This window comes from Niabella ginsenosidivorans, from assembly GCF_001654455.1.
In the GTDB taxonomy this organism is placed as follows: Bacteria; Bacteroidota; Bacteroidia; order Chitinophagales; family Chitinophagaceae; genus Niabella; species Niabella ginsenosidivorans.
In genome coordinates, this window is the sequence record NZ_CP015772.1 from 4,553,060 (window position 1) to 4,574,535 (window position 21,476).

21 protein-coding genes are annotated in these 21,476 nt (G+C 44.1%); 6 read left to right on the plus strand and 15 right to left on the minus strand.

Translation table 11 applies throughout. The features are described 5' to 3' along the window. Positions 1-24: 24 nt before the first annotated feature. Together A8C56_RS19235 and A8C56_RS19240 are read left to right on the plus strand one after the other, a co-directional pair. Entirely contained in the window at positions 25-495 is a 471-nt protein-coding gene (locus A8C56_RS19235; RefSeq protein WP_067759685.1) for a hypothetical protein, read from the plus strand. A gap of 59 nt (positions 496-554) precedes the next feature. Further along, the gene (locus A8C56_RS19240) at positions 555-2,099 is read left to right on the plus strand and encodes a sulfatase family protein (protein WP_067759687.1); all 1,545 of its coding nucleotides are present in this window, start codon (positions 555-557) and stop codon (positions 2,097-2,099) included. Between the two features lie 85 nt (positions 2,100-2,184). Here A8C56_RS19240 and A8C56_RS19245 read toward each other — a convergent pair whose 3' ends face one another. The 8 genes from A8C56_RS19245 to A8C56_RS19280 form a co-directional block, all read right to left on the minus strand. After that, positions 2,185-3,072, minus strand: coding sequence for an NAD kinase (locus A8C56_RS19245; protein ID WP_067759690.1), 888 nt, complete (start codon positions 3,070-3,072; stop codon positions 2,185-2,187). A 2-nt stretch (positions 3,073-3,074) separates the two neighbouring features. Next, entirely contained in the window at positions 3,075-4,565 is a 1,491-nt protein-coding gene (locus A8C56_RS19250) for a POTRA domain-containing protein (protein WP_084490287.1), read from the minus strand. Between the two features lie 22 nt (positions 4,566-4,587). Continuing rightward, entirely contained in the window at positions 4,588-5,247 is a 660-nt protein-coding gene (locus A8C56_RS19255) for a CBS domain-containing protein (RefSeq protein ID WP_067759693.1), read from the minus strand. 28 nt (positions 5,248-5,275) lie between these two features. Continuing rightward, the gene (locus A8C56_RS19260) at positions 5,276-6,058 is read right to left on the minus strand and encodes an alpha/beta fold hydrolase (RefSeq protein ID WP_067759695.1); all 783 of its coding nucleotides are present in this window, start codon (positions 6,056-6,058) and stop codon (positions 5,276-5,278) included. Positions 6,059-6,185: 127 nt separating this feature from the next. Beyond that, positions 6,186-6,713 carry a CvpA family protein gene (locus A8C56_RS19265; protein ID WP_067759698.1) on the minus strand — a complete coding sequence of 176 codons (528 nt, stop codon included), beginning with the start codon at positions 6,711-6,713 and terminating at the stop codon, positions 6,186-6,188. Positions 6,714-6,724: 11 nt separating this feature from the next. Further along, entirely contained in the window at positions 6,725-7,177 is a 453-nt protein-coding gene (locus A8C56_RS19270) for a GatB/YqeY domain-containing protein (protein WP_067759700.1), read from the minus strand. Positions 7,178-7,258: 81 nt separating this feature from the next. Continuing rightward, positions 7,259-7,606, minus strand: a complete 348-nt coding sequence (gldC, locus tag A8C56_RS19275; RefSeq protein ID WP_067759702.1) for a gliding motility protein GldC — start codon at positions 7,604-7,606, stop codon at positions 7,259-7,261. Positions 7,607-7,645: 39 nt separating this feature from the next. Continuing rightward, entirely contained in the window at positions 7,646-8,719 is a 1,074-nt protein-coding gene (locus A8C56_RS19280) for a glycosyltransferase family protein (RefSeq protein ID WP_067759704.1), read from the minus strand. Positions 8,720-8,850: 131 nt separating this feature from the next. Here A8C56_RS19280 and A8C56_RS19285 point away from each other — a divergent pair, with 131 nt between their 5' ends. The 4 genes from A8C56_RS19285 to A8C56_RS19305 all read left to right on the plus strand — a co-directional run bounded on the left by A8C56_RS19285 (position 8,851) and on the right by A8C56_RS19305 (position 13,685). Beyond that, positions 8,851-9,537 carry a DUF4290 domain-containing protein gene (locus A8C56_RS19285; RefSeq protein ID WP_067759706.1) on the plus strand — a complete coding sequence of 229 codons (687 nt, stop codon included), beginning with the start codon at positions 8,851-8,853 and terminating at the stop codon, positions 9,535-9,537. Positions 9,538-10,141: 604 nt separating this feature from the next. After that, positions 10,142-10,504 carry a hypothetical protein gene (locus tag A8C56_RS19295; protein WP_067759711.1) on the plus strand — a complete coding sequence of 121 codons (363 nt, stop codon included), beginning with the start codon at positions 10,142-10,144 and terminating at the stop codon, positions 10,502-10,504. Positions 10,505-10,752: 248 nt separating this feature from the next. After that, positions 10,753-12,108 carry a DNA polymerase Y family protein gene (locus A8C56_RS19300; RefSeq protein WP_084490288.1) on the plus strand — a complete coding sequence of 452 codons (1,356 nt, stop codon included), beginning with the start codon at positions 10,753-10,755 and terminating at the stop codon, positions 12,106-12,108. A gap of 146 nt (positions 12,109-12,254) precedes the next feature. Beyond that, entirely contained in the window at positions 12,255-13,685 is a 1,431-nt protein-coding gene (locus A8C56_RS19305; RefSeq protein WP_067759714.1) for an AAA family ATPase, read from the plus strand. Positions 13,686-13,947: 262 nt separating this feature from the next. Here A8C56_RS19305 and tsf read toward each other — a convergent pair whose 3' ends face one another. From tsf to A8C56_RS19340, 7 genes are all read right to left on the minus strand, one after another. Then, positions 13,948-14,784 (minus strand): translation elongation factor Ts, encoded by an 837-nt coding sequence (gene tsf / locus A8C56_RS19310; RefSeq protein ID WP_067759715.1) that lies wholly within the window; start codon positions 14,782-14,784, stop codon positions 13,948-13,950. Positions 14,785-14,932: 148 nt separating this feature from the next. Further along, complete coding sequence (gene rpsB / locus A8C56_RS19315) at positions 14,933-15,826, minus strand: 30S ribosomal protein S2 (protein ID WP_067759716.1); 894 nt, start codon at positions 15,824-15,826, stop codon at positions 14,933-14,935. A gap of 81 nt (positions 15,827-15,907) precedes the next feature. Continuing rightward, entirely contained in the window at positions 15,908-16,297 is a 390-nt protein-coding gene (rpsI, locus tag A8C56_RS19320) for a 30S ribosomal protein S9 (RefSeq protein ID WP_067759717.1), read from the minus strand. A gap of 43 nt (positions 16,298-16,340) precedes the next feature. Continuing rightward, on the minus strand, positions 16,341-16,784 hold the full coding sequence (gene rplM / locus A8C56_RS19325) for a 50S ribosomal protein L13 (RefSeq protein WP_067759720.1): 444 nt from the start codon (positions 16,782-16,784) through the stop codon (positions 16,341-16,343). Between the two features lie 212 nt (positions 16,785-16,996). After that, positions 16,997-18,238, minus strand: a complete 1,242-nt coding sequence (locus tag A8C56_RS19330; RefSeq protein ID WP_084490289.1) for a YdcF family protein — start codon at positions 18,236-18,238, stop codon at positions 16,997-16,999. Between the two features lie 56 nt (positions 18,239-18,294). After that, a complete protein-coding gene (locus tag A8C56_RS19335) occupies positions 18,295-19,260 on the minus strand; it encodes a sugar phosphate isomerase/epimerase family protein (protein ID WP_067759725.1) in 966 nt (321 codons plus the stop codon). 58 nt (positions 19,261-19,318) lie between these two features. After that, positions 19,319-21,436 (minus strand): phosphodiester glycosidase family protein, encoded by a 2,118-nt coding sequence (locus A8C56_RS19340; RefSeq protein ID WP_084490290.1) that lies wholly within the window; start codon positions 21,434-21,436, stop codon positions 19,319-19,321. Between the last annotated feature and the right edge of the window lie 40 nt (positions 21,437-21,476).

The following is a 21,476-nucleotide window of genomic DNA, read 5'->3' on the forward strand; positions in this document are numbered from 1 at the left end:
TTTATTTTAAACAAAAACGTATTTATGAAAAAGCTATTCCTGTTACTGGCATTTTCGGTTGCTTTATACACAGCTCCTGTTTTTGCACAAAGCAAAAAAAAGGCGGATGATGACCAAAAAACCGAAGCAAAAAAAACGGATGCCGGGGAAACTGATAAACCGGAAGATCGTCATGCCCGGGAAAAAGCCTACTGGAAAAAAGTAGGAAATGACCAGAAAGAATTCTGGAAGGAAGAACACGAGCGGCATGTTAAGGGAGAAGGCCCGCGGAAACCGCCGCCACCGCCTAACCCGTTCAAAAGAAAAAAGAAAAAGGATATGGAAGAGGCCACAAACTCTTCAACCGGTGCTGAATCCGGCAGCGACGGCAAAAGCAATGTTCAGGAAGAACGCAGCGGCCCCCGTAAGCCTCCACCACCGCCGAATCCTTTTAAGAAGAAAAAGAAAAAAGATGCAGAAAAGGAGGAAGCAACCTCTGATTCAGGCTCAAAATAAACAACAAAAAATGCTCAAAAGCGCCGGGAGAACCCCGGTGCTTTTTTTATCTTTATTAAATGAAACAGTTCGTTTTTTTTGTTCTTTCTATTTTTATGGCGCATACGGCCTGTGTTGCGCAAACCAGTGAACAGCCTAATATTTTGGTCATTATCTCTGATGATCATGCCTATCAGACCATTGGGGCCTATGGCAGTCCGCTAACCCAGACCCCTGGCATTGACCGCCTTGCAAAAGAAGGCGCTTTATTTACCAATGCCTATGTTACCAACTCTCTTTGCGGGCCCAGCAGGGCCACATTCCTGTCGGGCAGGTACAGCCATATGAATGGTTTTAAAGACAACGATCATTCCACTTTTGATTTCAACCAGGACATTTTTGTAAAGCGCCTTCAGGCCGCAGGATACCAGACCGCCTGGATCGGTAAAATGCACCTGGGAGAAAATACCCCGCAGGGCTTCGATTATTATAATATTCTTCCGGGTCAGGGAGAATATTACAATCCGGATTTTATTGCAACAGGCGGCACCCGCACCCGCCATGAGGGTTATGTAACTAACATCATAACAACTCTGTCAGAAAACTGGCTTGACCAAAGAAACCCATCAAAACCCTTTTGTCTGGTGGTAGGGCATAAGGCCACGCACAGAACCTGGATGCCGGACCTGCAGGACCTTGGAGCTTTCGATAACCAGACTTTTCCCCTTCCGGCTACCTTTTATGATACCTATGCAACCCGGAAGGCTGCACAGCAACAGGATATGACGATTGCTAAAACCCTGCAAATGGATTACGACCTGAAAATATTCCCTTCCAGGGAAGAAGAAAGCAAAATGGGCGCTATTCAGCGGATGACCCCGGAACAAAGAGCTCAATGGGATGCTTATTATGACAATATCAAAAAAGACTTTGAGGCCCGAAAACTGAACGGGAACGCACTTACCGAATGGAAATACCAACGGTATATAAAAGACTATTTAGCTACTGCAAGATCTTTAGACCGGAACATCAGCGCCTTGCTGAAATATCTTGACGACCATGATCTTTCAAAAAATACCATTGTCATTTATATGTCGGACCAGGGATTTTATATGGGAGAGCACGGCTGGTTTGACAAAAGATGGATGTATGAAGAATCCTTCAGGACACCGATGGTAATGCGTTACCCCGGCATTATTAAACCGGGTACAAAAATCAACGACTATATCATGAACCTTGACCTGGCACCTACCCTGTTACAGGCCGGTAAGGCAACAGTACCGGCAGCAATGCAGGGAATGTCTTTTTTGCCCCTGCTAAAGGGGCAGGCTTATACCTCACGGAAGGCGATGTATTATCACTATTATGAAAATACCGTGCACCATGTTTCTCCGCAGTTTGGAATCAAAACCGGCCGTTATAAACTGATCCGCTATTATGAACGGGTGGAAGCCTGGGAGCTTTTTGATTTGCAGAAAGACCCGCAGGAGTTAAAAAACGTCTATCCGGATAAGCAGTATACAAAAATAGTTACCGGTTTAAAACGCCAGCTTCTGCAATTAATAGAGCAGTATAAAGATGCCGATGCCAAAAAGATATTCCTGAGCGCTGTGATTAAGAATTGAGTGCTGGGGTATCTGTTTTTGATGCCGGATACCCGATGTTGGATCAGGAATCGGGTATCAGGGATCCGGTATTCCCGGGCCAGATTCAGGCAGGTGTATTTCTCCTGTCAAGCCCCCATATCAGCTTGGTTTGGAGCGTATGCAAAAAATTGTTTTCCCCAAGGCGGATCAGGGAGATGGTAAAGCGTTCTTTCCGCACCGCCAGCGATACATTTTTGGTAACGATTTCTTTCCTGGAATCCAGGGCACAGATAATATCATCGGCCCGGCTTTCTATTTCAAAGGAAATGATGCTGTTGTCATTAACCACGAGGGATCTTGTATTAAGGTGGTGGGGTGCAACAGGGGTGATCACAAAATTTCCAGAATCCGGGAAAACGATAGGGCCGCCACAGCTAAGTGAATAACCGGTAGAGCCCGTAGGCGTTGATACTACCAGTCCATCAGCCCAGTATACATTTAAAAATTCCCCGTTAATGAAGGTATGTACTTTGATCATGGAAGCAGTGTCCCTTTTATGAATGGCAAATTCATTCAAACCAAAAGGCTTATCGCCAAACATCGGAATATCAGCATCCAGGTGCACCAGTGTTCTCTGTTCGGTAACGTAGGTCCGGAAGGCCAGTGACCGTATGGCCAGCTTTAAATTATCGCTGCCAATGCTGGCCAAAAAACCAAGACGGCCGAAATTGATGCCCATAATAGCAATGGGCTTATCGGAAATCAGCGCAACAGTATCCAGCAAGGTACCATCGCCGCCAAGGCTGATGATGCATTCCACCTCCTTTGAAAGGTCAGCAGTTTCCAGGAAAACACCGGTATCTTCTGCAAGCGGAATATGCTCTTTTATTTCATCAAAGAAGGGCTTAAAAACGATGATCTGAAGATCATAATACTGTACCTCGTTAAAAAATGTTTTTACATCTTCCAACTTCAGCTGGTCAATACCCCGGCTATAAACGGCAATTGTCATTTTTAAAATATATCCTTCTTTTGTAAATATATGCCGTTTTGTCCTAAATGGTTATAGGAAAACTCCACCTTCAAGGTAAAATCGTATGCTGTCAAAATATCGAACCCAACACCATAGCCGATCAGGAAACGGTTGGAGAGGCGATTGGTAGGCCCGGGGTCCGGGTCATAAGCGTATCCTGCATTGGCAAATATTTTACCATAGATTTTTAAGGGAATCGGGATGGGGGAGAACCACTTTGTTCTGGGAACACTAAAGCTGAAATTGGTCAGCTTTGTAGCCAGGGTTGCATTTACAATACCACCGGCAACACCATCCATAACAAAATATTCATACCCATGCAGGAACATGTCGCCATATCCTAAAAGCTGTTTATTATAATAAGGTTGTTTGAAAGGCGCTTTAATGGTTCCGGAAGCGCCCAAACTGTAAAAGGACAGTTTTCCCAGTTGCCAGTATCCCACTCCTTTTGCGGTGAGCTGCCAAACATTCATATCATTATTAAATCCTTGTTTGGACGCATAAATTTCACCGGCATAGCCCCGTGTAGGGTAGGCGTTGTAATCCAGGTTCTGGTACCTTACCCTGTAATAGATAAGCCCGTATTTCAGAAAATGCTGCGGATCGTTCAGGTAGCGCGGGTTCAGTACAAAAACTGTATCTCCAAACCGTACCGACTGGTAACCAATACCGAAGTAATGCGTGGTATAAAATTTCTTCCTGTAGGTAAATTCAAGGTTGGCATTGAAAAAGTTTTTCAGATAGTCATTGGTTTTTACAAACTGCTGCTGATCATTAATTGTGTTGTACATTACTTCATGATTCTTGCCAAGATTGATCTGAAAGTTCATTCCCCATTTCAATCCCTTATCTATATAAGGTCGCTGATAGCCTAATGATAATTGTTTGGTATAACCGGTTATAAAGTAAAACCTTATTTTATCATTGTTACCCGTTACATTGTCATAAAGCATTTTAACACCATAATCAATCCTGGAAACACTTGCTCCTTTTTGAAACAGCCATTGGTTCAGGTTCCTGTCAACCGGCTTAAAATAAGGAAAGGGCCAGATGTACCAGCGCTCCTTAACAGCGATCTTTATGTCTATAAAAGGAGGATCAAATTGCAGAACGGACAGGCTTACAGTATGAAATAAGCTCAGGTTCATCAATTGTGTTTTGCCGATATTAAAAAGCGTGGGAATTTCCTTTATAAGGATAGCATCACCTTCCTTAAAAGGCAATTCTCTGAGCATAATGTTCTCCTTTGTTTTTTTATTCCCTTCAAAAACAATATTACGGATCACAAAGGGGCTGTCCAGGTTATGCGGTAAACTATCCAGCTTATAATTATTAGCGCCGAAGGGCGATGCCTCGTTTGCATTTTTTAAACCGGCAATAGTTGTATCTATCTGCGCATAAATACCGGAGAAACACCCTGATGCCAAAAGGATAAAAAGCAGGAAACTATTTTTCAGGGTAAAGATTTTCACATTCGGATAACTTGTGTAACGCCTATATGCTTAAATAATTCATCAGGTTTTCATAATTCTCTTTCAGCTCATTTGTATACAGCTCCTCACCAAAGTAATACTTCACAACATAATCATACCGCTGAAAGCTAGCTACTATATCTGATACTTCCAATTTATTTATACGAACGGTTACTTCAATAATATCCCTTTCGTGAATGGGCTTTGTATTTAGCTGGGTAATTTGTGCATCATTGGCTTCCACAATTTTTGTGATCTCAGAAAAGGAGTATTGTCTTGATTCTGTTTCCAGCACAATCAATGCCCCCGGCTCCTGCAATTGTAAAAAATCGGACGCGTATCCTGCCAGTGCCGTGGCTTCTATAGCACCCGTAAAATTGTTTTCCCTATCTACAACGGGTACCACTGATAAATGGTGCATATTCGCAATAGCAAAAGCCCTTAAGAAATGATCATCATTCTTTACTGAAAACATACCCGGCGGGTTGGGCAGCTCTGCAAGAGCCAGCTCATCATTAACCTCCAGCAACGTATTTTCATTGACCATTCCAGCAAATTTTCCTCCATTGATTACAGGCAGATCTTCTACATGATGCTCCTGCATCAGGTTTAAAACCTGATAAACCCTATCCGACAATTTTAATTGCGGCAATGCTTCAAAAGATAAATCTCTAACTAACATAGCATTCCGTTTATTAATTAGACGCTATTTATGAGACCTTTGTTACAATAGCGCCCTGCCTCTGAAGGAAATTTAGTAAAATTTTATTGAATTCTTCCGGAACCTCCATCATAGGAGCATGCCCGCACTTGTCAATAAAATGGAGCTCACTATTGGGTAGCAGTTTTTTAAACTCTTCTGCAACAAAGGGTGGTGTAATATTGTCATTCTTTCCCCAGATCAGTAAAGCGGGGATTGTAATTTTGCCTAATTCTTCTTCCAGGTTATTGCGGATGGCGCTTTTGGCCAGTGCAATGATCTTGATCACCTTCAACCGGTTGTTGGTTATTTCAAATACTTCATCCACCAGTTCCTCTGTGGCCATTGCCGGATCAAAGAAAGTATAGGCTGTTTTCTTCCTTATATATTCACGGTCACCCCGTTTTGGATAGCTGTCGCCCATCCCGTTCTCAAAAAGGCCTGAACTTCCTGTAAGAATAATGGATTTTACCTGCCAGGGCTCATTGCGCAACAGATAAACCAGCCCTACATGGCCGCCCAGGGAGTTGCCCAGTAAATGCACGTCCTCATAACCCCGGGTTTCAATAAACTTGTTTACATACTTTGCCAGGCCGCTTACGCTGGTGTTCAATATATCCATATCCAGCAGCGGCAGCATAGGCACCACTACCTTCATGTAGTTTTTAAAGTAATCAATAAGGTCACTGAAATTACTTAAAGCCCCAAACAGCCCGTGCAACAAAACAAGCGTTTGTCCCCCGCCTTCCTCAATAAATCTGAACTTATCGTGCTGTTTTATTTCGTATTTCATTCTTTATTCTATAGCTATATTGCCGCTAATATATTGATTTTAATAATCGATCAGAATGTTTATTTATATAAAAGTATTAAATTCTGAAAAAAAAGATTAAAGAAAATAACCGTGAGTGTATTAATTTTTATTTAACAGAATTTTCGAAGAACTGTTCCAATTGCCCAAACATTCCTTTAAAAGCGGGTATAAGAGCGCCTACAAAATCAATGGCGCGTTTTCCAAACAGCTGCGTAAACTCAAATGTTGCAGATTTTGACCGGACCGTCTCCGGCAGCAGATTGAGTTGGTTCATATAAAACAGGAAAATGGAATACCCTGCCAGGTAAAGCATCACAAAAAACAATATACCACCCAGCCTGTTCACCCAACCCAGCATCACTTTTTCAAAAGTCAGCTGAATAAGCTTTGCCAGCCATCTTACCAGGAGAATGACCCCGATCAATACAACGGCAAAAGCTATGACCGGCAGCCATTTATCCGAAATCTTTACAATGGCACCAATCTTCCCTGCCACTACGGTTGAGAGCTTCATTGCAGCAGCCAGCCCGATGATAAAAGCCAGATAGGAGAAAACCCCAACAATGAGCCCTTTACGATATCCTTTAAAGACTGCCAGGCATAATAAAATGCCAAAAATGAGGTCCAGGATCATTTAAAAGCTGCTCATTGGGCCAACAACTCCTTTACTACAGCTGAAATAGCCTTTCCTTCTGCTTTTCCGGCCAATTCTTTTGTGGCTACTCCCATTACTTTTCCCATATCAGAGGGCCCCGAAGCACCTGTTTGCTCAATAATCTTCCGGATGATTGGCTTTAAGTCTTCAGCGCTTAACTGGGCAGGAAGGTATTTTTCCATTACCTCAATTTCTTCTTTTTCCTTTTTGGCAAGATCCGCTCGGTTTTGCTTTTCAAAAATCTCCAAAGAATCTTTCCGCTGCTTTACCAGCTTTTGAACCAGTTTTATTTCATCTTCTGCACTTAAGGCATCTTTTGCACCTTCAGCTGTTTTAGCCAGCAGGATTGCCGCTTTTATGGCACGTAAACTACGAAGGCCAGCTTCATCCCTGGCCAGCATTGCTTTCTTTATATCATCATTGACCGTTTGTTCTAAAGACATAGTTTTAAAATTTGAGATTCGAGAATTGAGAGTTGAGTCCGGATAGTTATAGGGACCGGAATGAGGATCCGGCTGTTCCTGTCAGGTAGCTTTTTGCTGTTCCAGTTGTTTCTGCTGAAATTTTTTATAAAAATCCCGTGCAAAGGTTTTCATATCGTTTACCTGGTCCTGATATTGAGTGGCCCGGCCATAAGCATCGGCCATCGTCATGATCGACTGATAAAAAAAATCGGCCATCTCATCCACCATCATCTCTTTTGTCCATAAATCAATCCGTAAAGCAGTTCTTTCTGCACCATCCCAAAGCGACAGCATTACAGCTTTTGCCCTCCTTGCCTGCTCAGCCGTGCTGGCGGTTGCATTCCAGGTAATATCCTGTGGCACTTTATTTTCATCCAGTTCCACATCAATGGTAATTGTAGACTTCATACATCAATACTTATAAAGCGCAAATGTAAGCATTCAATATCAGGCGGGCAACAAGTGCTTCAACAGCTCGTCCAAACCATTTCCGGGATAACTGATCACCGGCCTCTTTCTGAGGGCATCAGCATATTTATGACGCAACCCCTCATTTTTATACTGTTCCATCATTTTTTTTGCCAGAGGCTCCTCATCTTTTTCCGAATACGAAGGAAGTGAAAAGCCGGCGCTGTGCTCCAGCCCTTCCGGCACAATGACCGGGGTTCCGCAACAAAGCGCTTCCATGATACCGGCTGGATAACCGGGGCCTTCCTGCAAGGATACAGCCATGTAGGCAGCGGATAATGCCTGGGCATACTGTTCATTGCCGGAGCTTTGGAACAGTACAACGTCCTCCTTATACCTGTAATTCTTTAACGCTTCAAATACCGGGTTGAAAGACGCACGGGGGTCCTCTCCCCTTTGGGTAAGCAACAGCTTCCAACTGGTTTGCTGCATTTTCTTAAACCGGGAAAACGCTTTCAGAAGAACAACCAGCTTTTCCTTTGTCCACTGCTCATCATTACAGATAAAAAATTCTTTTCCGCCTGTTAAAGCATCTTTAAAAGCCATTGTTCCCAATACGTCTGCCGGTTTCAGGCTACGCCGCAAAAGGCCGGAGAGCACTATGATTTTTTCCGCAGGCGCTGCTGCATTTTCCAGCAAATATTCTTTAAGCAGAAGGGAACTGACAACGATTCTTTTTAGCTTCCGAAAGGCCGCAGCATCTTTTTTATGATACCGGTACTGATCATTCAAAATCAGAAACTGGTTTACCGGGGCTGAAAGCACATCCCCTGTATCAAAAATAATCAGCGTACTGATCTTTTCTTTCTTTAACAGCATGGGCATTGCAAAACCCCGCTCAGCAACGCTTCCCAAAAGCCCAAAAACGGAGCTTTTAACCGGTTTTACCGGAACAGTAATGTCAAAAAATGTCAGCTCTGTTAATTGTTCCCGGCAAAACGCCAGTAGTGATCCGGGGGGCAATAACCGGCCCACTTCGCTGATTAGCAACATATTAAAAACATTCTGGGTTATTGTTTTTTTTAGCGCGGCGCTATAAATTCCAATCTTCACTTTTAACAGGTATTAGCCGAAATTTCTTTTTAATTAAAAACTATTTCCTTTTATCTTTGTAGCCAGCTGCAAAGGTATAACGTATCCGAATATATTAGAACTGTTACATTTGAGCGATCCCAATTCATTTTATGGAGTATAATACAACAAGGAATAAGCTGATCATGCGGGAGTATGGCCGCAATGTGCAAAAAATGGTGGAATATATCCAAACCATTGAAGACCCGGAAAAAAGAAAGAAAAATGCCCAATCTATTATTGAGTTGATGGCCATTTTAAACCCGTCCCTGAAAAATGTGGAAGATTATAAACATAAGCTATGGGATCATCTTTTTGAAATATCCGATTTTAAACTGGAAGTGGATGCCCCTTACCCCAAGCCAACGCCGGAAGAGCTGAGGGCTAAGCCTGAACCTGTTCCCTACCCAACGCGCAGTTCCAAACTGGCGCACCTGGGCTCTAACCTGGAAGGCCTTATTGAAAAAGCCTTAGAGGAAACAGACCCTGAAAAAAAACAGGGATTTGCCAACAGCATTGCCTATTACATGAAGCTGGCTTACAGCAACTGGCACAAGGAGATTGTACATGATGATGCCATCCAGAGCGAATTAAGCGAAATCACAAACGGACAGCTTACATTTACCAATACGCCCAGTGTAAAAGTTTTCCGACAGGATAATGGCCGCGACAAAGGAAACTTTAACAGCAAACGCAATAAATTTCAACAGCGCAGCAACAATGGCAGTAACGGCAATGGCAATAATAATAACCGTCGTAATGGTAACGGAAACAACTTCAAAAAGAAGCGTTTTATTTAATGTAGCTGTTTAATTTTTTTAAATAGAAAAGTGGCCGTCTCAAAAAGGCAGCCCTTTTTTAGCAGCAGGTGGTGGTATTACAATGTAGGCAATCGGGAACAATCGCTTAAAAAAATATGCCGACAGGGTACATATAGACGTTGGCGGGAACTCTGCAAAAATTGCCTATACATTTTAATTGCATAAAACTGTAAAACGGTTGTATACCGGGCCCGCCTTACAGTTTCTTTACTTCATAGACAGTAAGCTCCTGATGGTAATATTGGCATCCTGCCAAACGCAACCCTATTACAACCTGTGGCATCTTTTACCGCTTTGTAACTATTTACCCCCGCTTTTCTTTTTTATCCTGTCCGTTTTAATTACTTCGCAGTCATTCAGTGCCTTATATCTTTCCTGCTCCCTTTTGCTGGCTCAAAAGGTACCTCCCGGAATAAAGCACACTTTTCCTGGTCAGATGGAATTTTTGATGCAGCGGTTTTTACCTACTCATAAACGGCTTCATGATCTTACCGGATTTACCCGTTATTTTTTCAAAAGACAGGACGAAAAACTTCCTTTGTTGCGCCCTACAAGACGTTTTAATTATTAAATCAGTCAACAAATGAAACACTTCCAGGTACTGCTGTATGGGGTTTTAACCTTAATACTCAACTGTTTTTTACATCATTTGCAGGCTCAGGATCGTATAGCCGGGTTATGGGCAAAAAAAGCTGTTTTCCAGCAAGAACCAGCTTTGAACCTGTCCTCAACCCAACCGAATGCGCAATGGAAAAAACTCCGGATCACCGGCATGATCTTAACAGCTGCCGGCGCTGCAGGAACGGCTATAGGAATAAAGCTTGCAAGGGATAATAGCCAGGTCGCTTATGAGAACAAAAGGCGGCATCAGAAATACTACACGGGCGCTACCCTGGCACCTGTTTGCGCCATTATTTGCCGGAGGCATTACGTTATGGGCCATTAGTAAACATAAGAAAAAGGAAAGCATTTCCCTGACAACAACAGGAACGACCATGGGGTTTGTATATAATTTCTAAAACCAGGGTACGGCAGAGCCTGCGTAAAAGCACCCGCGCCTTGTTGAGTGTCTTAAAGCTGCTTTCCTGCTCCGGGTCAGTTTTTTATGCTGTCTGCTAACCGGCAGCACAGGGCCGATTACAGATAAAAGCTTAAAATACTAAAAAATTTAGTATTTTTATTGCAGCAAATCTTATGTTCACTCGTTATAATGGAAATATTATAGCAAGGCAAAGGCCGGGATCACTGATCATGTACATCGACATGAACAGCTATTTCGCCAGTTGCGAGCAGCAATTAAGGGAAGAGCTGCGTCATAAACCGATTGGCGTTTGCCCCTATCCCGGTCCTAATGCCGTAGTCATTGCCGCATCAAAAGAGGCCAAAAAGGCTGGCATCAGAACAGGAATGCAGGTTTCCGAATGCAAGGCCCTCTGCCCCGGTTTTGTTATGGTACCTACGCGACCGGTAGCCTACCGCCGCATCCATGTAAAAATCATGAACATCCTGCTTTCTTACTGCAGCGATGTCATTCCCAAAAGCATTGATGAAGCCGTGGTAGACCTTACCCATTATGCCTATATACATAAAGATGTTATAGCGCTGGCAAAGAAGATCAAGAAAGATATTGCTGAACAGATAGGTTCTTATGTTACCTGCTCCATAGGCATAGCAGCCAATGTTTTCTTAGCCAAGCTGGCTACGGAGCTTCAAAAACCGGATGGCCTGATCTACCTTACACCGGAGAACCTTGATGCTTACCTTGCCCATATGCAGCTAACTGATCTTCCGGGCATTGCCCGTGCCAATGAACGCCGGTTGCACCGGGCAGGCATTACCACCCCGCTGCAAATGCGGAGCGCCTCAGAAGCCCTGCTGCGCAAAGCCTTTGGCGGAGTCACCGGCAATTACTGGTATTACCGGCTTCATTTCGGGGAAGTAGATCTGTATACCTGGGAATATAAAAGGATGAGCGCCATGCGCAGCCTGTCTGCCGCCACCCGCTCCAGCAGGGATGCCCTTATGTCCATGCTTGTTTCTTTGTGCACCCGGTTAGAGCAACGGATGGTTAAACAGGATGTATTTTGCCGTGAGATTTATTTTTTTGCCAGTTATTATAACGATGCTCCCTGGAAAACCTCTGTAAAACCGGGACAGCCCTTACAGGATGCATTAGAAATGATCCGCTACATTGAACTGCGGATGGCAGAGGCAGAAAAACAGTTTCCCTGCAAAAAGATCCTCCGTAAAAACATGATGGCAATGGGAGTGGTAATCGGCGATTTTATAAACGCCGCTCATTTGCAATACAACCTTTTTGACAACCGCATGCAAAAGGACAAGCTGCGCAAAGTGATGTATACGATAAAAGACCGTTACGGGAAAAATAGTGTACGCAAGGCCTCAGAGACCATACAGGCCGGGCAAATGAAAGATGCTATCGGCTTCGGTTCGGTAAAAGACCTTTATGAAAGCGATGTGGGCTCCGGCTTTAATGCCTTTTTACTGGAGGATGACCCTGAAATGGCCAACCCGACCGAAGGGTTTTAAACGTTTTAATAATCATGCCTTGCGCGCGCTTCAAGTTATTAGTCGCCAAATCTTATTATTATTTAGTATATTTGGCAGATAATTATTATAATTAGTTGCCAAATGTGTGTTTAATTTCATAGTTTTGGCAAATAATAATAGCGTTTATGAAACAGGTAATCATCGGGCGCAAAGAGGAAATAAAGCTGCTGGCGCAATTGCTGCAAAGTAACCAGGCAGAATTACTGGCTGTTTACGGCCGGCGGAGAGTTGGGAAAACTTATCTGATCAAAAATTTTTATGCAGATCAGCTGAGGTTCTCCTGCAGCGGGCAATCGGGCGGAAGCACGGATATTCAGCTTGTGAATTTCCAGCAACAGCTCAATACCTGGTTCCCGGCCCGGCAACAACTGCTGCCTCCGGCCAGTTGGCAGCAGGCATTCATACTGCTCCGGCAATGCCTGGATACTCTTGACAGAAAAGGCAAAAAGGTGCTCTTCTTTGATGAACTTCCCTGGCTCGACACGCATAAATCCGGCTTTCTATCCGCCTTTGGATATTTCTGGAACATGTATCTGTCAGAAAGGCCCGATCTGCTGGTTATCATATGCGGCTCAGCGGCTTCCTGGATGATCCGGAAAATTGTCAACAATAAAGGGGGCCTGCATAACCGGATTACACAGCACATACAACTGCAGCCTTTCACCCTGCAGGAAACCAGAACCTATCTCCGGCAGCGCAACATCCGCTTCAGTGATTACCAGGTTTTACAGTTGTATATGGTAACAGGAGGCATTCCCCATTATCTGAACGCGGTAAAGCGGGGCGAGAGTTTACAACAAACCATCAATCGCTGTTGCTTTGCTCCTAATGGCGCCCTGGTGAATGAATTTCAAAACCTGTATGCAGCCCTGTTCAGCCACCATGAGAAACATATACAGGTGATAGAAGCGCTGGCAAAGAAGAATAAAGGGCTCACCCGCAATGAATTGCTGGCTACGGGAAAGCTTTTATCCGGAGGCGGCCTGAGCGCTGTTCTGAAGGAGCTGATCGTTAGCGGGTTTGTGGAAAGGACAGAGCCCTATGATAAAAAAAAGAAAGAAAGCCTTTTTCGTCTGGCTGATGAATTTTCCCTGTTCTACCTGAAGTTTATGCAAGGCAACAAGCAGGAGAACGACTGGCTTTCGATCAGCCAGACACAAAAATATAGTGCCTGGTGTGGGTATGCCTTTGAAAATATATGCATCAAGCATGTGCCCCAGCTCAAAAAGGCCCTGGGCATATGGGGTATGCACACTTCTTATTCCTCCTGGTACCAGCCGGGCAATAAGGCTACAGATGGTGCCCAGATAGATCTCCTGTTAAACAGGAGTGATGATACCGTGCATATCTGTGAAATTAAGTTCAACATTCACCAGTTTATTATTGATAAACGGTACAGCCAGGTATTACAGCAAAAACTAAACGCTTTCCGCCAACAGCTTCCTCCCCGTAAAACAGTATTACTGACCTTTATAACGACTTACGGGGTGGCCGATAATGAGTATCGCCAGCAGTTTGCAGATAATGAGCTAACCATGGAAGCATTGTTTGAATAAAGCCGTGCGTTATAAAACTGATACTACCGGAATATTCCGGCCTAAGTAATACCTTTTAGATTAAAATCCGTTCAATAAGCAATGTTGTGGTGAGCTTGTCGAACCATAATTCATTTGACAAACTTCCTTCGCCAGGATGACAATACTTTTTCGTATAAACATTATAAAGCTTCATTAAAAGCAAAAGCGCCCCTTGCGGAGCGCTTTAAAGCTATTTCTTTTATAAACCTATAAGGTCATGGGGACCTTATAGGTTCAGGGTTTATCCTAAAGCTACTCTTTTAAATTCAGTAACTTTTACATCGCCGTTTTCTTTTAAATAATCTGCAACCGATTTACCGGCATCTTTTACAAAAGCCTGGGCGGTTAAGGTTTGCTCTTTAAAGAAAGCGCCTAATTTCCCTTCAGCAATTTTTGCAAGCATCTCTTCCGGCTTGCCGGCCATTTTGGGATCTTCTTTCATAATATCCATAATAACTGCCTTCTCGCGTGCAATCACATCAGCCGGAACGCTGGCTGCATCTACAGCTACAGGGCTTAATGCAGCCACCTGCATGGCAACATCCTTACCAACTTCAGGAGCAGCTTTATCCAAACCAACCAATACGCCTATACGGTAAGCACCATGAATATAGGAAGCTACGTAAGGAGCATCTACCCTTTCAAATTTGGTGATGCCGATCTTTTCGCCGATAGCAGCCAGTTTATCATTTACCAGATCTGCTACTTTGGCTCCATTAATTTCAGCAGCATTCAGCTCATCGATGCTTTTTACATTGTTAGCAACAGCTGCATCAGCAATGCTTTTTACAAAAGCAACGAAATCTTCGTTCTTGGATACAAAATCTGTTTCACAGCTCACACATACAACGATGCCTGATTGATTATCAGCAGTTGTCTGAGCGATCACCACGCCTTCTTTTGCCTCACGGTCGCTTCTTTTTGCAGCCACTTTCTGGCCTTGCTTACGCAACCAGTCAATAGCAGCTTCAAAATCGCCGTTTGTTTCTGTTAATGCTTTGCGGCAATCCATCATACCAGCGCCTGTAGCCTGGCGTAACTTATTAATGTCCTGTGCGGTTATTGTAACTGTACTCATTTTTGTTTGGGGTTTAAGCCCGCCTGACCAGACGGGCAGGTTTCACATTTGAGGTTTTGCCTTTTAAACAATGCCCTCTTCACAATACATCTTTCTGTTTATTTACCGGTATTTGACCAATGATCAGATACCATACCTTAAACTGATCTTATTTTCTCGGCGTTCCGCTTCTTGAACCACCGCCAGTGGTTGTTCTGCGGCGCTGACCTGTGGCACCTGTAGCACCTGTGCGGCTGCGACTGCCACGTCCGGCTTCTGCTTCAGCTTCAGCCTGTAATTTAGCAGCCTGTTTTTCTTTTTCGTCTGCAAAATTATCTTCCACATCCTCGTCTTTAGCAGCTTGTCTTTCGCTTAAGCCTTCAGCAATTGCCGCAGTAATATAATTTACAATGATCGCTATTGATTTTGTAGCATCATCATTGGCAGGAATTGCAAAATCCACTTTATTAGGATCTCCGTTGGTATCCACAACACCAAAAGTGGTGATGCCCAAACGTTTTGCTTCTGCCAGTGCAATATGCTCATGGCCTATATCAATAATGAATAAAGCAGCAGGTACACGGCCCAACTGGGCAATACCTCCCAATACTTTTTCCATTTTATCTTTATCGCGCGTTAATGTGAGGCGTTCTTTTTTAGTAATGCTGTCAAAAGAACCGTCGCTCAGCATTTTTTCAATGCTCTGCATTTTCTTTACAGACTTACGCACTGTATTGAAGTTGGTTAACATGCCACCCAGCCAGCGTTCTGTTACATAAGGCATGCTCACTCTTTGTGCGCACTCAGTAACAATATCCTTTGCCTGCTTCTTTGTACCTACAAAAAGGATCTTTTTACCGCTACGGGCAATTTGCTTCATAGCCGCGGCTGTTTCCTGCAGGCATTCCACTGTTTTATTCAGGTCGATGATGTGGATCCCTTTCTTTTCAGCAAAGATATAAGGCAGCATCTTGGGGTTCCATTTCTTTTTTAAGTGCCCAAAATGTACACCTGCTTCTAAAAGCTGCTGTTGTAATGATGTATTGTTCGTATTATTTTCCATCTTATAAAATTGAAAATTAATTTTAAATGTTCATAGTTCATGGTTAATAGCTCATAGCAATGAACTATGAACCATTTGCCATTATCGTTTACTGAACTGGTAGCTTTTCCTTGCTTTTTTGTGACCAAATTTCTTACGCTCAACAGAACGCGGATCTCTTTTTAACAGACCCGCCGCTTTTAAAGCAGGCCGATACTCAGCATTAACATCAACCAGTGCACGGGCTATACCCAGCATAGCAGCTTCCGCCTGGCCTTTAATACCACCACCTGTTGCAGTGATCTTTATATCAAATTTATCAGCCGCTTCAATAGTTTTCAGCGGGCGCTCTACCTGGTTTTGCAGATACACCAGGGAAAAGTAGGTCTTATAATCTTTGTTGTTAACAGTAATGGCACCAGTACCCTTTGATAAAAAAACACGGGTAATGGCTTCTTTACGGCGTCCTACAGCATTTTTTTGCTTTTCCATATTTATTGATTTGTTCCTTTAAAGGACTACTTTAGTTTAATTATTAGAATTTAAGTTCTTTAGGCTGTTGTGCAGTGTGCGGATGAACAGCTCCTGCATATACAAATAATTTTTTGTACATTTTACGGCCTAAACGGTTTTTAGGAAGCATTCCTTTTACGGCTCTTTCAATAATTACTTCCGGACGGCGTTTTTGAAGGTCAGCAGCTGCCTCTTCCTTGCGGCCACCGGGGTACCCGCTATAAGTGTCATATACTTTCTGATCTATTTTATTACCGGACAGTTTTACTTTTTCGCAGTTGATCACAATAATATAGTCGCCAGTATCCACGTGAGGAGTATAGCTGGCTTTGTGCTTTCCGCGTAAGATAGCGGCAATACGGGAACACATACGTCCTACGGTTTGATTAGTACCATCTACAACGTACCAGTTACGCTGCACGGTAGCCTCGTTCGCATGTTTTGTGGTGAAATGTTGTTTGCTCATTTTATTATTTAATTTTTTAAGTAATGCCGGGCTAACCCCCGGCCCTTTTTCTAAAGGACTGCAAAGGTAGTTGTGCCCATGCTAAAAACAATGAAAAAAAGGAACTATTTTTAATAGCAACCTTATAACTAATTGGTTTTCAGTAAAATTTTTGACCTGTTTTTTATTTACCAGCCCCGAGGGTTCCTTTTTCTTAGCAAAGGGGACGGATTTTACGGATCCAAAGGGTCTCCTGTATTGATCTGTAATGAAAGCGGAGACGGATAAAATGCCACCGTTTCATCCGTTAAATGTTTCATGCGTTTAAAAGGAAGGTATTTTAAATCCCTCCTGCATACCCGTTCAAAACTTTTCCCCGCGATGTACTGAATATGACTGGCGCTGCTTACACCCAAAACAGGTTTATCCGCCGGAATTTTGCACTCATATATAATACGGTTTGCGTTCCGGATATTGGTTGTGGTATGGCGGGCATGAGGTTCTATAATGATCGCAACATCCGGAATGGCCAGGCTGTCTGTTAGGTATTTTTTCATTTGCACGGCCTCACAGTATTTTGTCTGAAAGGGATGAACATACCCCCCACTAACCATTATAAAAGGAGCTTTACCGGCTCTGAACAACGCAGCAGCAGCGGCGCATCTTTCTTTATTGTGCATACTAATCGGCTCGTCAGTTTCCGGCCCCTCTCCAAAAACCAGAATGGTGCTAAAAGGAAAACGCTTCCATTGAACGGAACGGATCTGCTGATATGGCCGTTCATTTACCTTCTTCAGTGGAAGCAACCGTGCCGCTTCATCCCGGCCATTCAGCAGTAATATCTTCAGACAGATGTGAAGCAGCGGCTGAAAAAACAGGCTGTCTTCTTTTTCGCTTGCAAGTGTGGAGGTGATAAGATGCCTGACCGAATCCAAATAGCTGCTATTCTTTACATAAAAAGCGGCGGAGTCTACTTTAGGATACTGCAAGCCTTCGTTTTTAAGGTACGCGTTAATAATATAATTGATTCCCCCGGATGCCTCTTCCCATGCCCGGATGAATAAAGAGGCATCGGAAAGGGAATCGCCTAACCTGTAAAAACCCGTAGCCCGTATACGATCCCTGACCCATTGCCGGATCTGACTGTTTTTTTGATACAGGTTACTGAATTGCAGCGCTACCACTGAATCTTCTTCCGGCTTTATCAGAATTGCATTGGCAACGCAAGAGAGATGAGCACATGCATCTATTGCTTTTTGCAGCAGGGTGCATTTTTGTTTCATGAACCTTTGCAAAACAGTATCAGAATAAAAGGCTTTATATACTGAAGGGCACTCTTCTATTGCATCCAGGCAATAAAAGATCCGTTTTTGTAAGATCTTCGTTTCCTCCTGATAACTGCCCTTCTGGCAATAGGACATAAGTGACGAGGAAACAAGACAGAGCACAACTGCAATAACAGAAAAGGGTTTCATTTTATGAATAACTATTTTGTTTCCTTAAAAAAAATTCAAATCCTGTTGTCATTATTCTATTGATATTCCGGCCGTATATATTTGTTCAGGATGTATTGCTGATACAGGAACCGGTAACAGACCGTAAGATCACGCAGTTCCTTATAATGGCATTCATACATAAAAGGCCCTGTATAGCCAACAGTATACAGTGCATCAATAATGGCGGTCCAGTTATTCATTCCCTTACCGGAACAGGGGTAATAATGCAACTCATGAGCCCCGTCACCATCTGCAACATGGATGAACTTCAACCGGTGGTCCAAAGCCAGGATCAATTGCTCCGGATGCAAAATATGGTTCATATCAACCGCGCCGTAAATATCCGGAGGCAACCGGTTCAGTATACCGGTCATTTCTTCAACGGTTCTGCAAAGCGGCCGTTCATATTTTATACCTTTCCGTTCCGCATACAGTTCCGGTCCTGTCATATTTTCTATAACGCAGGTGGCGCTGATGTCCTTTACCGGCTTTTCCAGTTCCCGTACCGATTTTATAAGCTGCAGAATATGTTCCTCCCGGTGGTTCAAATCGAGGTACCAACTGGGGTGAAATAATACCACTTCCGGTTGCAGCACCCGGCAGAGCTGCAACACTTTTTTATGAGCAGCCACCACTTTTTTCCGCACCGCTTCATCAATAAGGGATAGATCCATCCATTGCCCATAGGCCATATGAATGGCGGCTATTTTTATTCCTGCCGCCTCTGCTGCTTTTTTTGCGCTTGCTGCTTCAGCAATCATTTTATTATCATCCCATTTAAAGTTGCCCTTTGCATCAAACCACTCATTTACGCCTACCTGCAGGCAGGAAATTCCTGCAGCTTTTGCATTGCGCATACTTTCCGGGGTGATCTTTGACACCGATATGGTATAGCCAACCGCCAGCGGGCCGGGAAGAGAATCCGGCAAAAGGGAACTGCCTAAAGCCCGTACGGCTATACACCATGTGATCAACAGAACTGTATATTTTATTTTTTTCATTATTTTTTGATTTTTGTTTTCGGAAAAAACGTATCTGCCCCAGTGGCAAACAGTATGGTTAATTTGCCACCACGGCAATGGCTTCACCTACTGTACGCTGCTGACCATAAGCTGTATTATCCGTAAGTCCGGAACAGGGTGAATCATAATCAGGATAATTGATAATTCCCAGGTACCCGCTGTGAGATCCATTGTCGCCATAACCCCTCATTGCCATAGCAGAGGTACCGCCCCCGTCAAAATTCAGCGCGGCTCTGGCATGGAAAAATTGCTGTATAAACTGGGTAAGGTCCGCCGTGGTCATACCATAATAGCTGAGCGGCGGGGTGTAGCAACTGCCATCATTAAGAATCGTGCCGTCTTCTTTACGCTCGATGCCATCGACGCAGATTAACAATACATGGTTGTTTACAACCGGCAGTGCTATCGCAGTACGGGCTGCAATTATAATACGCAATTTCTGGGGCGTAGGCTGCCATGGAGTACCGGGATCGGTGATTTCAACAGGAACGCTGTTTTCGATTAACAGCGGTGCGCCGGACATCATATCTTTCCGGTTTACTGTTGCCGGATTAAAGGGTACCTGGGCCAGATCGCATCTCTCAATGCCAACGGACCCGTCACTGGCAACATAAAACATGCCCGAATGATAGGGCCAGTATTTATCCGAACTGGGGAGATCTGAATTCCAGAGCGTGGTACCGTTTACCCGAAGGTAGGAAGCATGGCTGCGCGGTGGCGTGGGCTCTGTTTCATATGTTGCAAAGGTACCGGTTGATGCAGCCAGCACGGAAAGATCAGCGCCAACAATATCTGTTAGCTTATGCCTTGCGCCCAGCGTAATGTCTGACTCCCTGAAATCAAGGTGGTTAACAGAAAGGTCAATATCCAGCACATTCACATTCTGTTTTTTGTTGTAAGGTGCGCTGCCCGCAGTAAAGGCTGATGGAAGCCAGAACCGGTTGCCATGGTATTTATACCAGGTAATGCCGGGGTAAGGTGTTGTCTGCGACCACCCATGCGTGATCTGCAGCACCCGTGTTTCCGGCACCATTTTCCGGATATTATGATTGGCACAATCTGCCACATAAAAATTACCTGAATGATCAATTGCTATTGAGGTGGGGAGATTAAAACCTGAATAATTACCGATGGCATTTCCTATACTGCCGCTACCGGCCACTGTAGAAACAAAAAGGTCCTGATTGCTGATTCGGCGGATATTGTGATAACCGATGTCCGTTACATAGATACAGCCGTCATTGGCTACGGTAACCCCAAACGGCTCTCCAAATGTAGCTTCTCCATTAGGCGCATCCACATCATAATAGGTGCCGGCAATACCAGCCAGCCGGTAAACATTTTTTGCTGTGGTGATTTTGCGGATGCAGTTATTACCGCGGTCGGCCACAATAACATTCCCATTCCGGTCAATAGCCACCCCTGATGGATTGTTAAACTTTGCGGCTGCACCATTGCCGCCCGCAAAGCCTGCTGTTGTTTGGCCCGCCAGCAAGGATGTGGTATAGGTTCCGTTGCTGCAGGTAATTTGCTGTATGCGGTTATTATGTGCATCTGCCACATATATTTTGGTGCCATCACCGGTAACTGCCACATCAAGGGGCCAGTTGAACTGGGTGGCGCCGCTGCCGGCCGTTGAACCGGCAATGGTGGTAACTACTGCCGATGGCGTAATCTTACGGATACGGGCATTGTTGCGGTCGGCTACATAAATATTATCAGCGCCGTCTATTGCCAGCCTTATGGGGTAATCAAATTTAGCAGCCGTGCCCGTACCATTGGCATACCCTGCGGTGCCTGGTGTGCCCGCAAAAACGGAAACAACACCTGCGGGTGTAATTTTACGGATCACCGCGTTATTGCGGTCGGCCACAAACAAATTGCCATGTGAGTCAAAAGCAATTCCTTCCGGGGCATTAAACTGCGCCGTTTGCGGATTGCCGGCAGTTCCGTCAGAAGTACCTGCCGTGCCCGATCCTGCATACGCTGTAACATTAAAGGCCGAGTCGTTTGCAGCAACGATCCCTGCAAGCGTCTGTGCCGGAAGCCTGTCTGAATGGGACAGCTGTTGCGGTGCATTGGATACAAATGTTTTTTTGCAAGCTGGCATAACGCTTACTGCCAGCAGCAGGATCATGATTATTATTGTTTTCATTACTTGCTTTTTTATCGTTTGTCCGAATAGTGCTTTAACC

Excerpts from the sequence above, each read along its gene's own strand:
- A8C56_RS19255 (WP_067759693.1), bottom strand. The coding sequence starts at position 5,247 with ATGTTAGTTAGAGATTTATCTTTTGAAGCATTGCCGCAATTAAAATTG.
- rplM (WP_067759720.1), bottom strand. The coding sequence starts at position 16,784 with ATGAGCAAACAACATTTCACCACAAAACATGCGAACGAGGCTACCGTG.
- rpsB (WP_067759716.1), bottom strand. The coding sequence starts at position 15,826 with ATGGAAAATAATACGAACAATACATCATTACAACAGCAGCTTTTAGAA.
- A8C56_RS19305 (WP_067759714.1), top strand. The coding sequence starts at position 12,255 with ATGAAACAGGTAATCATCGGGCGCAAAGAGGAAATAAAGCTGCTGGCG.
- tsf (WP_067759715.1), bottom strand. The coding sequence starts at position 14,784 with ATGAGTACAGTTACAATAACCGCACAGGACATTAATAAGTTACGCCAG.
- A8C56_RS19260 (WP_067759695.1), bottom strand. The coding sequence starts at position 6,058 with ATGAAATACGAAATAAAACAGCACGATAAGTTCAGATTTATTGAGGAA.
- A8C56_RS19265 (WP_067759698.1), bottom strand. The coding sequence starts at position 6,713 with ATGATCCTGGACCTCATTTTTGGCATTTTATTATGCCTGGCAGTCTTT.
- rpsI (WP_067759717.1), bottom strand. The coding sequence starts at position 16,297 with ATGGAAAAGCAAAAAAATGCTGTAGGACGCCGTAAAGAAGCCATTACC.
- A8C56_RS19285 (WP_067759706.1), top strand. The coding sequence starts at position 8,851 with ATGGAGTATAATACAACAAGGAATAAGCTGATCATGCGGGAGTATGGC.
- A8C56_RS19335 (WP_067759725.1), bottom strand. The coding sequence starts at position 19,260 with ATGAAAAAAATAAAATATACAGTTCTGTTGATCACATGGTGTATAGCC.
- A8C56_RS19330 (WP_084490289.1), bottom strand. The coding sequence starts at position 18,238 with ATGAAACCCTTTTCTGTTATTGCAGTTGTGCTCTGTCTTGTTTCCTCG.
- A8C56_RS19340 (WP_084490290.1), bottom strand. The coding sequence starts at position 21,436 with ATGAAAACAATAATAATCATGATCCTGCTGCTGGCAGTAAGCGTTATG.
- A8C56_RS19270 (WP_067759700.1), bottom strand. The coding sequence starts at position 7,177 with ATGTCTTTAGAACAAACGGTCAATGATGATATAAAGAAAGCAATGCTG.
- A8C56_RS19300 (WP_084490288.1), top strand. The coding sequence starts at position 10,753 with ATGTTCACTCGTTATAATGGAAATATTATAGCAAGGCAAAGGCCGGGA.
- A8C56_RS19240 (WP_067759687.1), top strand. The coding sequence starts at position 555 with ATGAAACAGTTCGTTTTTTTTGTTCTTTCTATTTTTATGGCGCATACG.
- A8C56_RS19295 (WP_067759711.1), top strand. The coding sequence starts at position 10,142 with ATGAAACACTTCCAGGTACTGCTGTATGGGGTTTTAACCTTAATACTC.
- gldC (WP_067759702.1), bottom strand. The coding sequence starts at position 7,606 with ATGAAGTCTACAATTACCATTGATGTGGAACTGGATGAAAATAAAGTG.
- A8C56_RS19245 (WP_067759690.1), bottom strand. The coding sequence starts at position 3,072 with ATGACAATTGCCGTTTATAGCCGGGGTATTGACCAGCTGAAGTTGGAA.
- A8C56_RS19235 (WP_067759685.1), top strand. The coding sequence starts at position 25 with ATGAAAAAGCTATTCCTGTTACTGGCATTTTCGGTTGCTTTATACACA.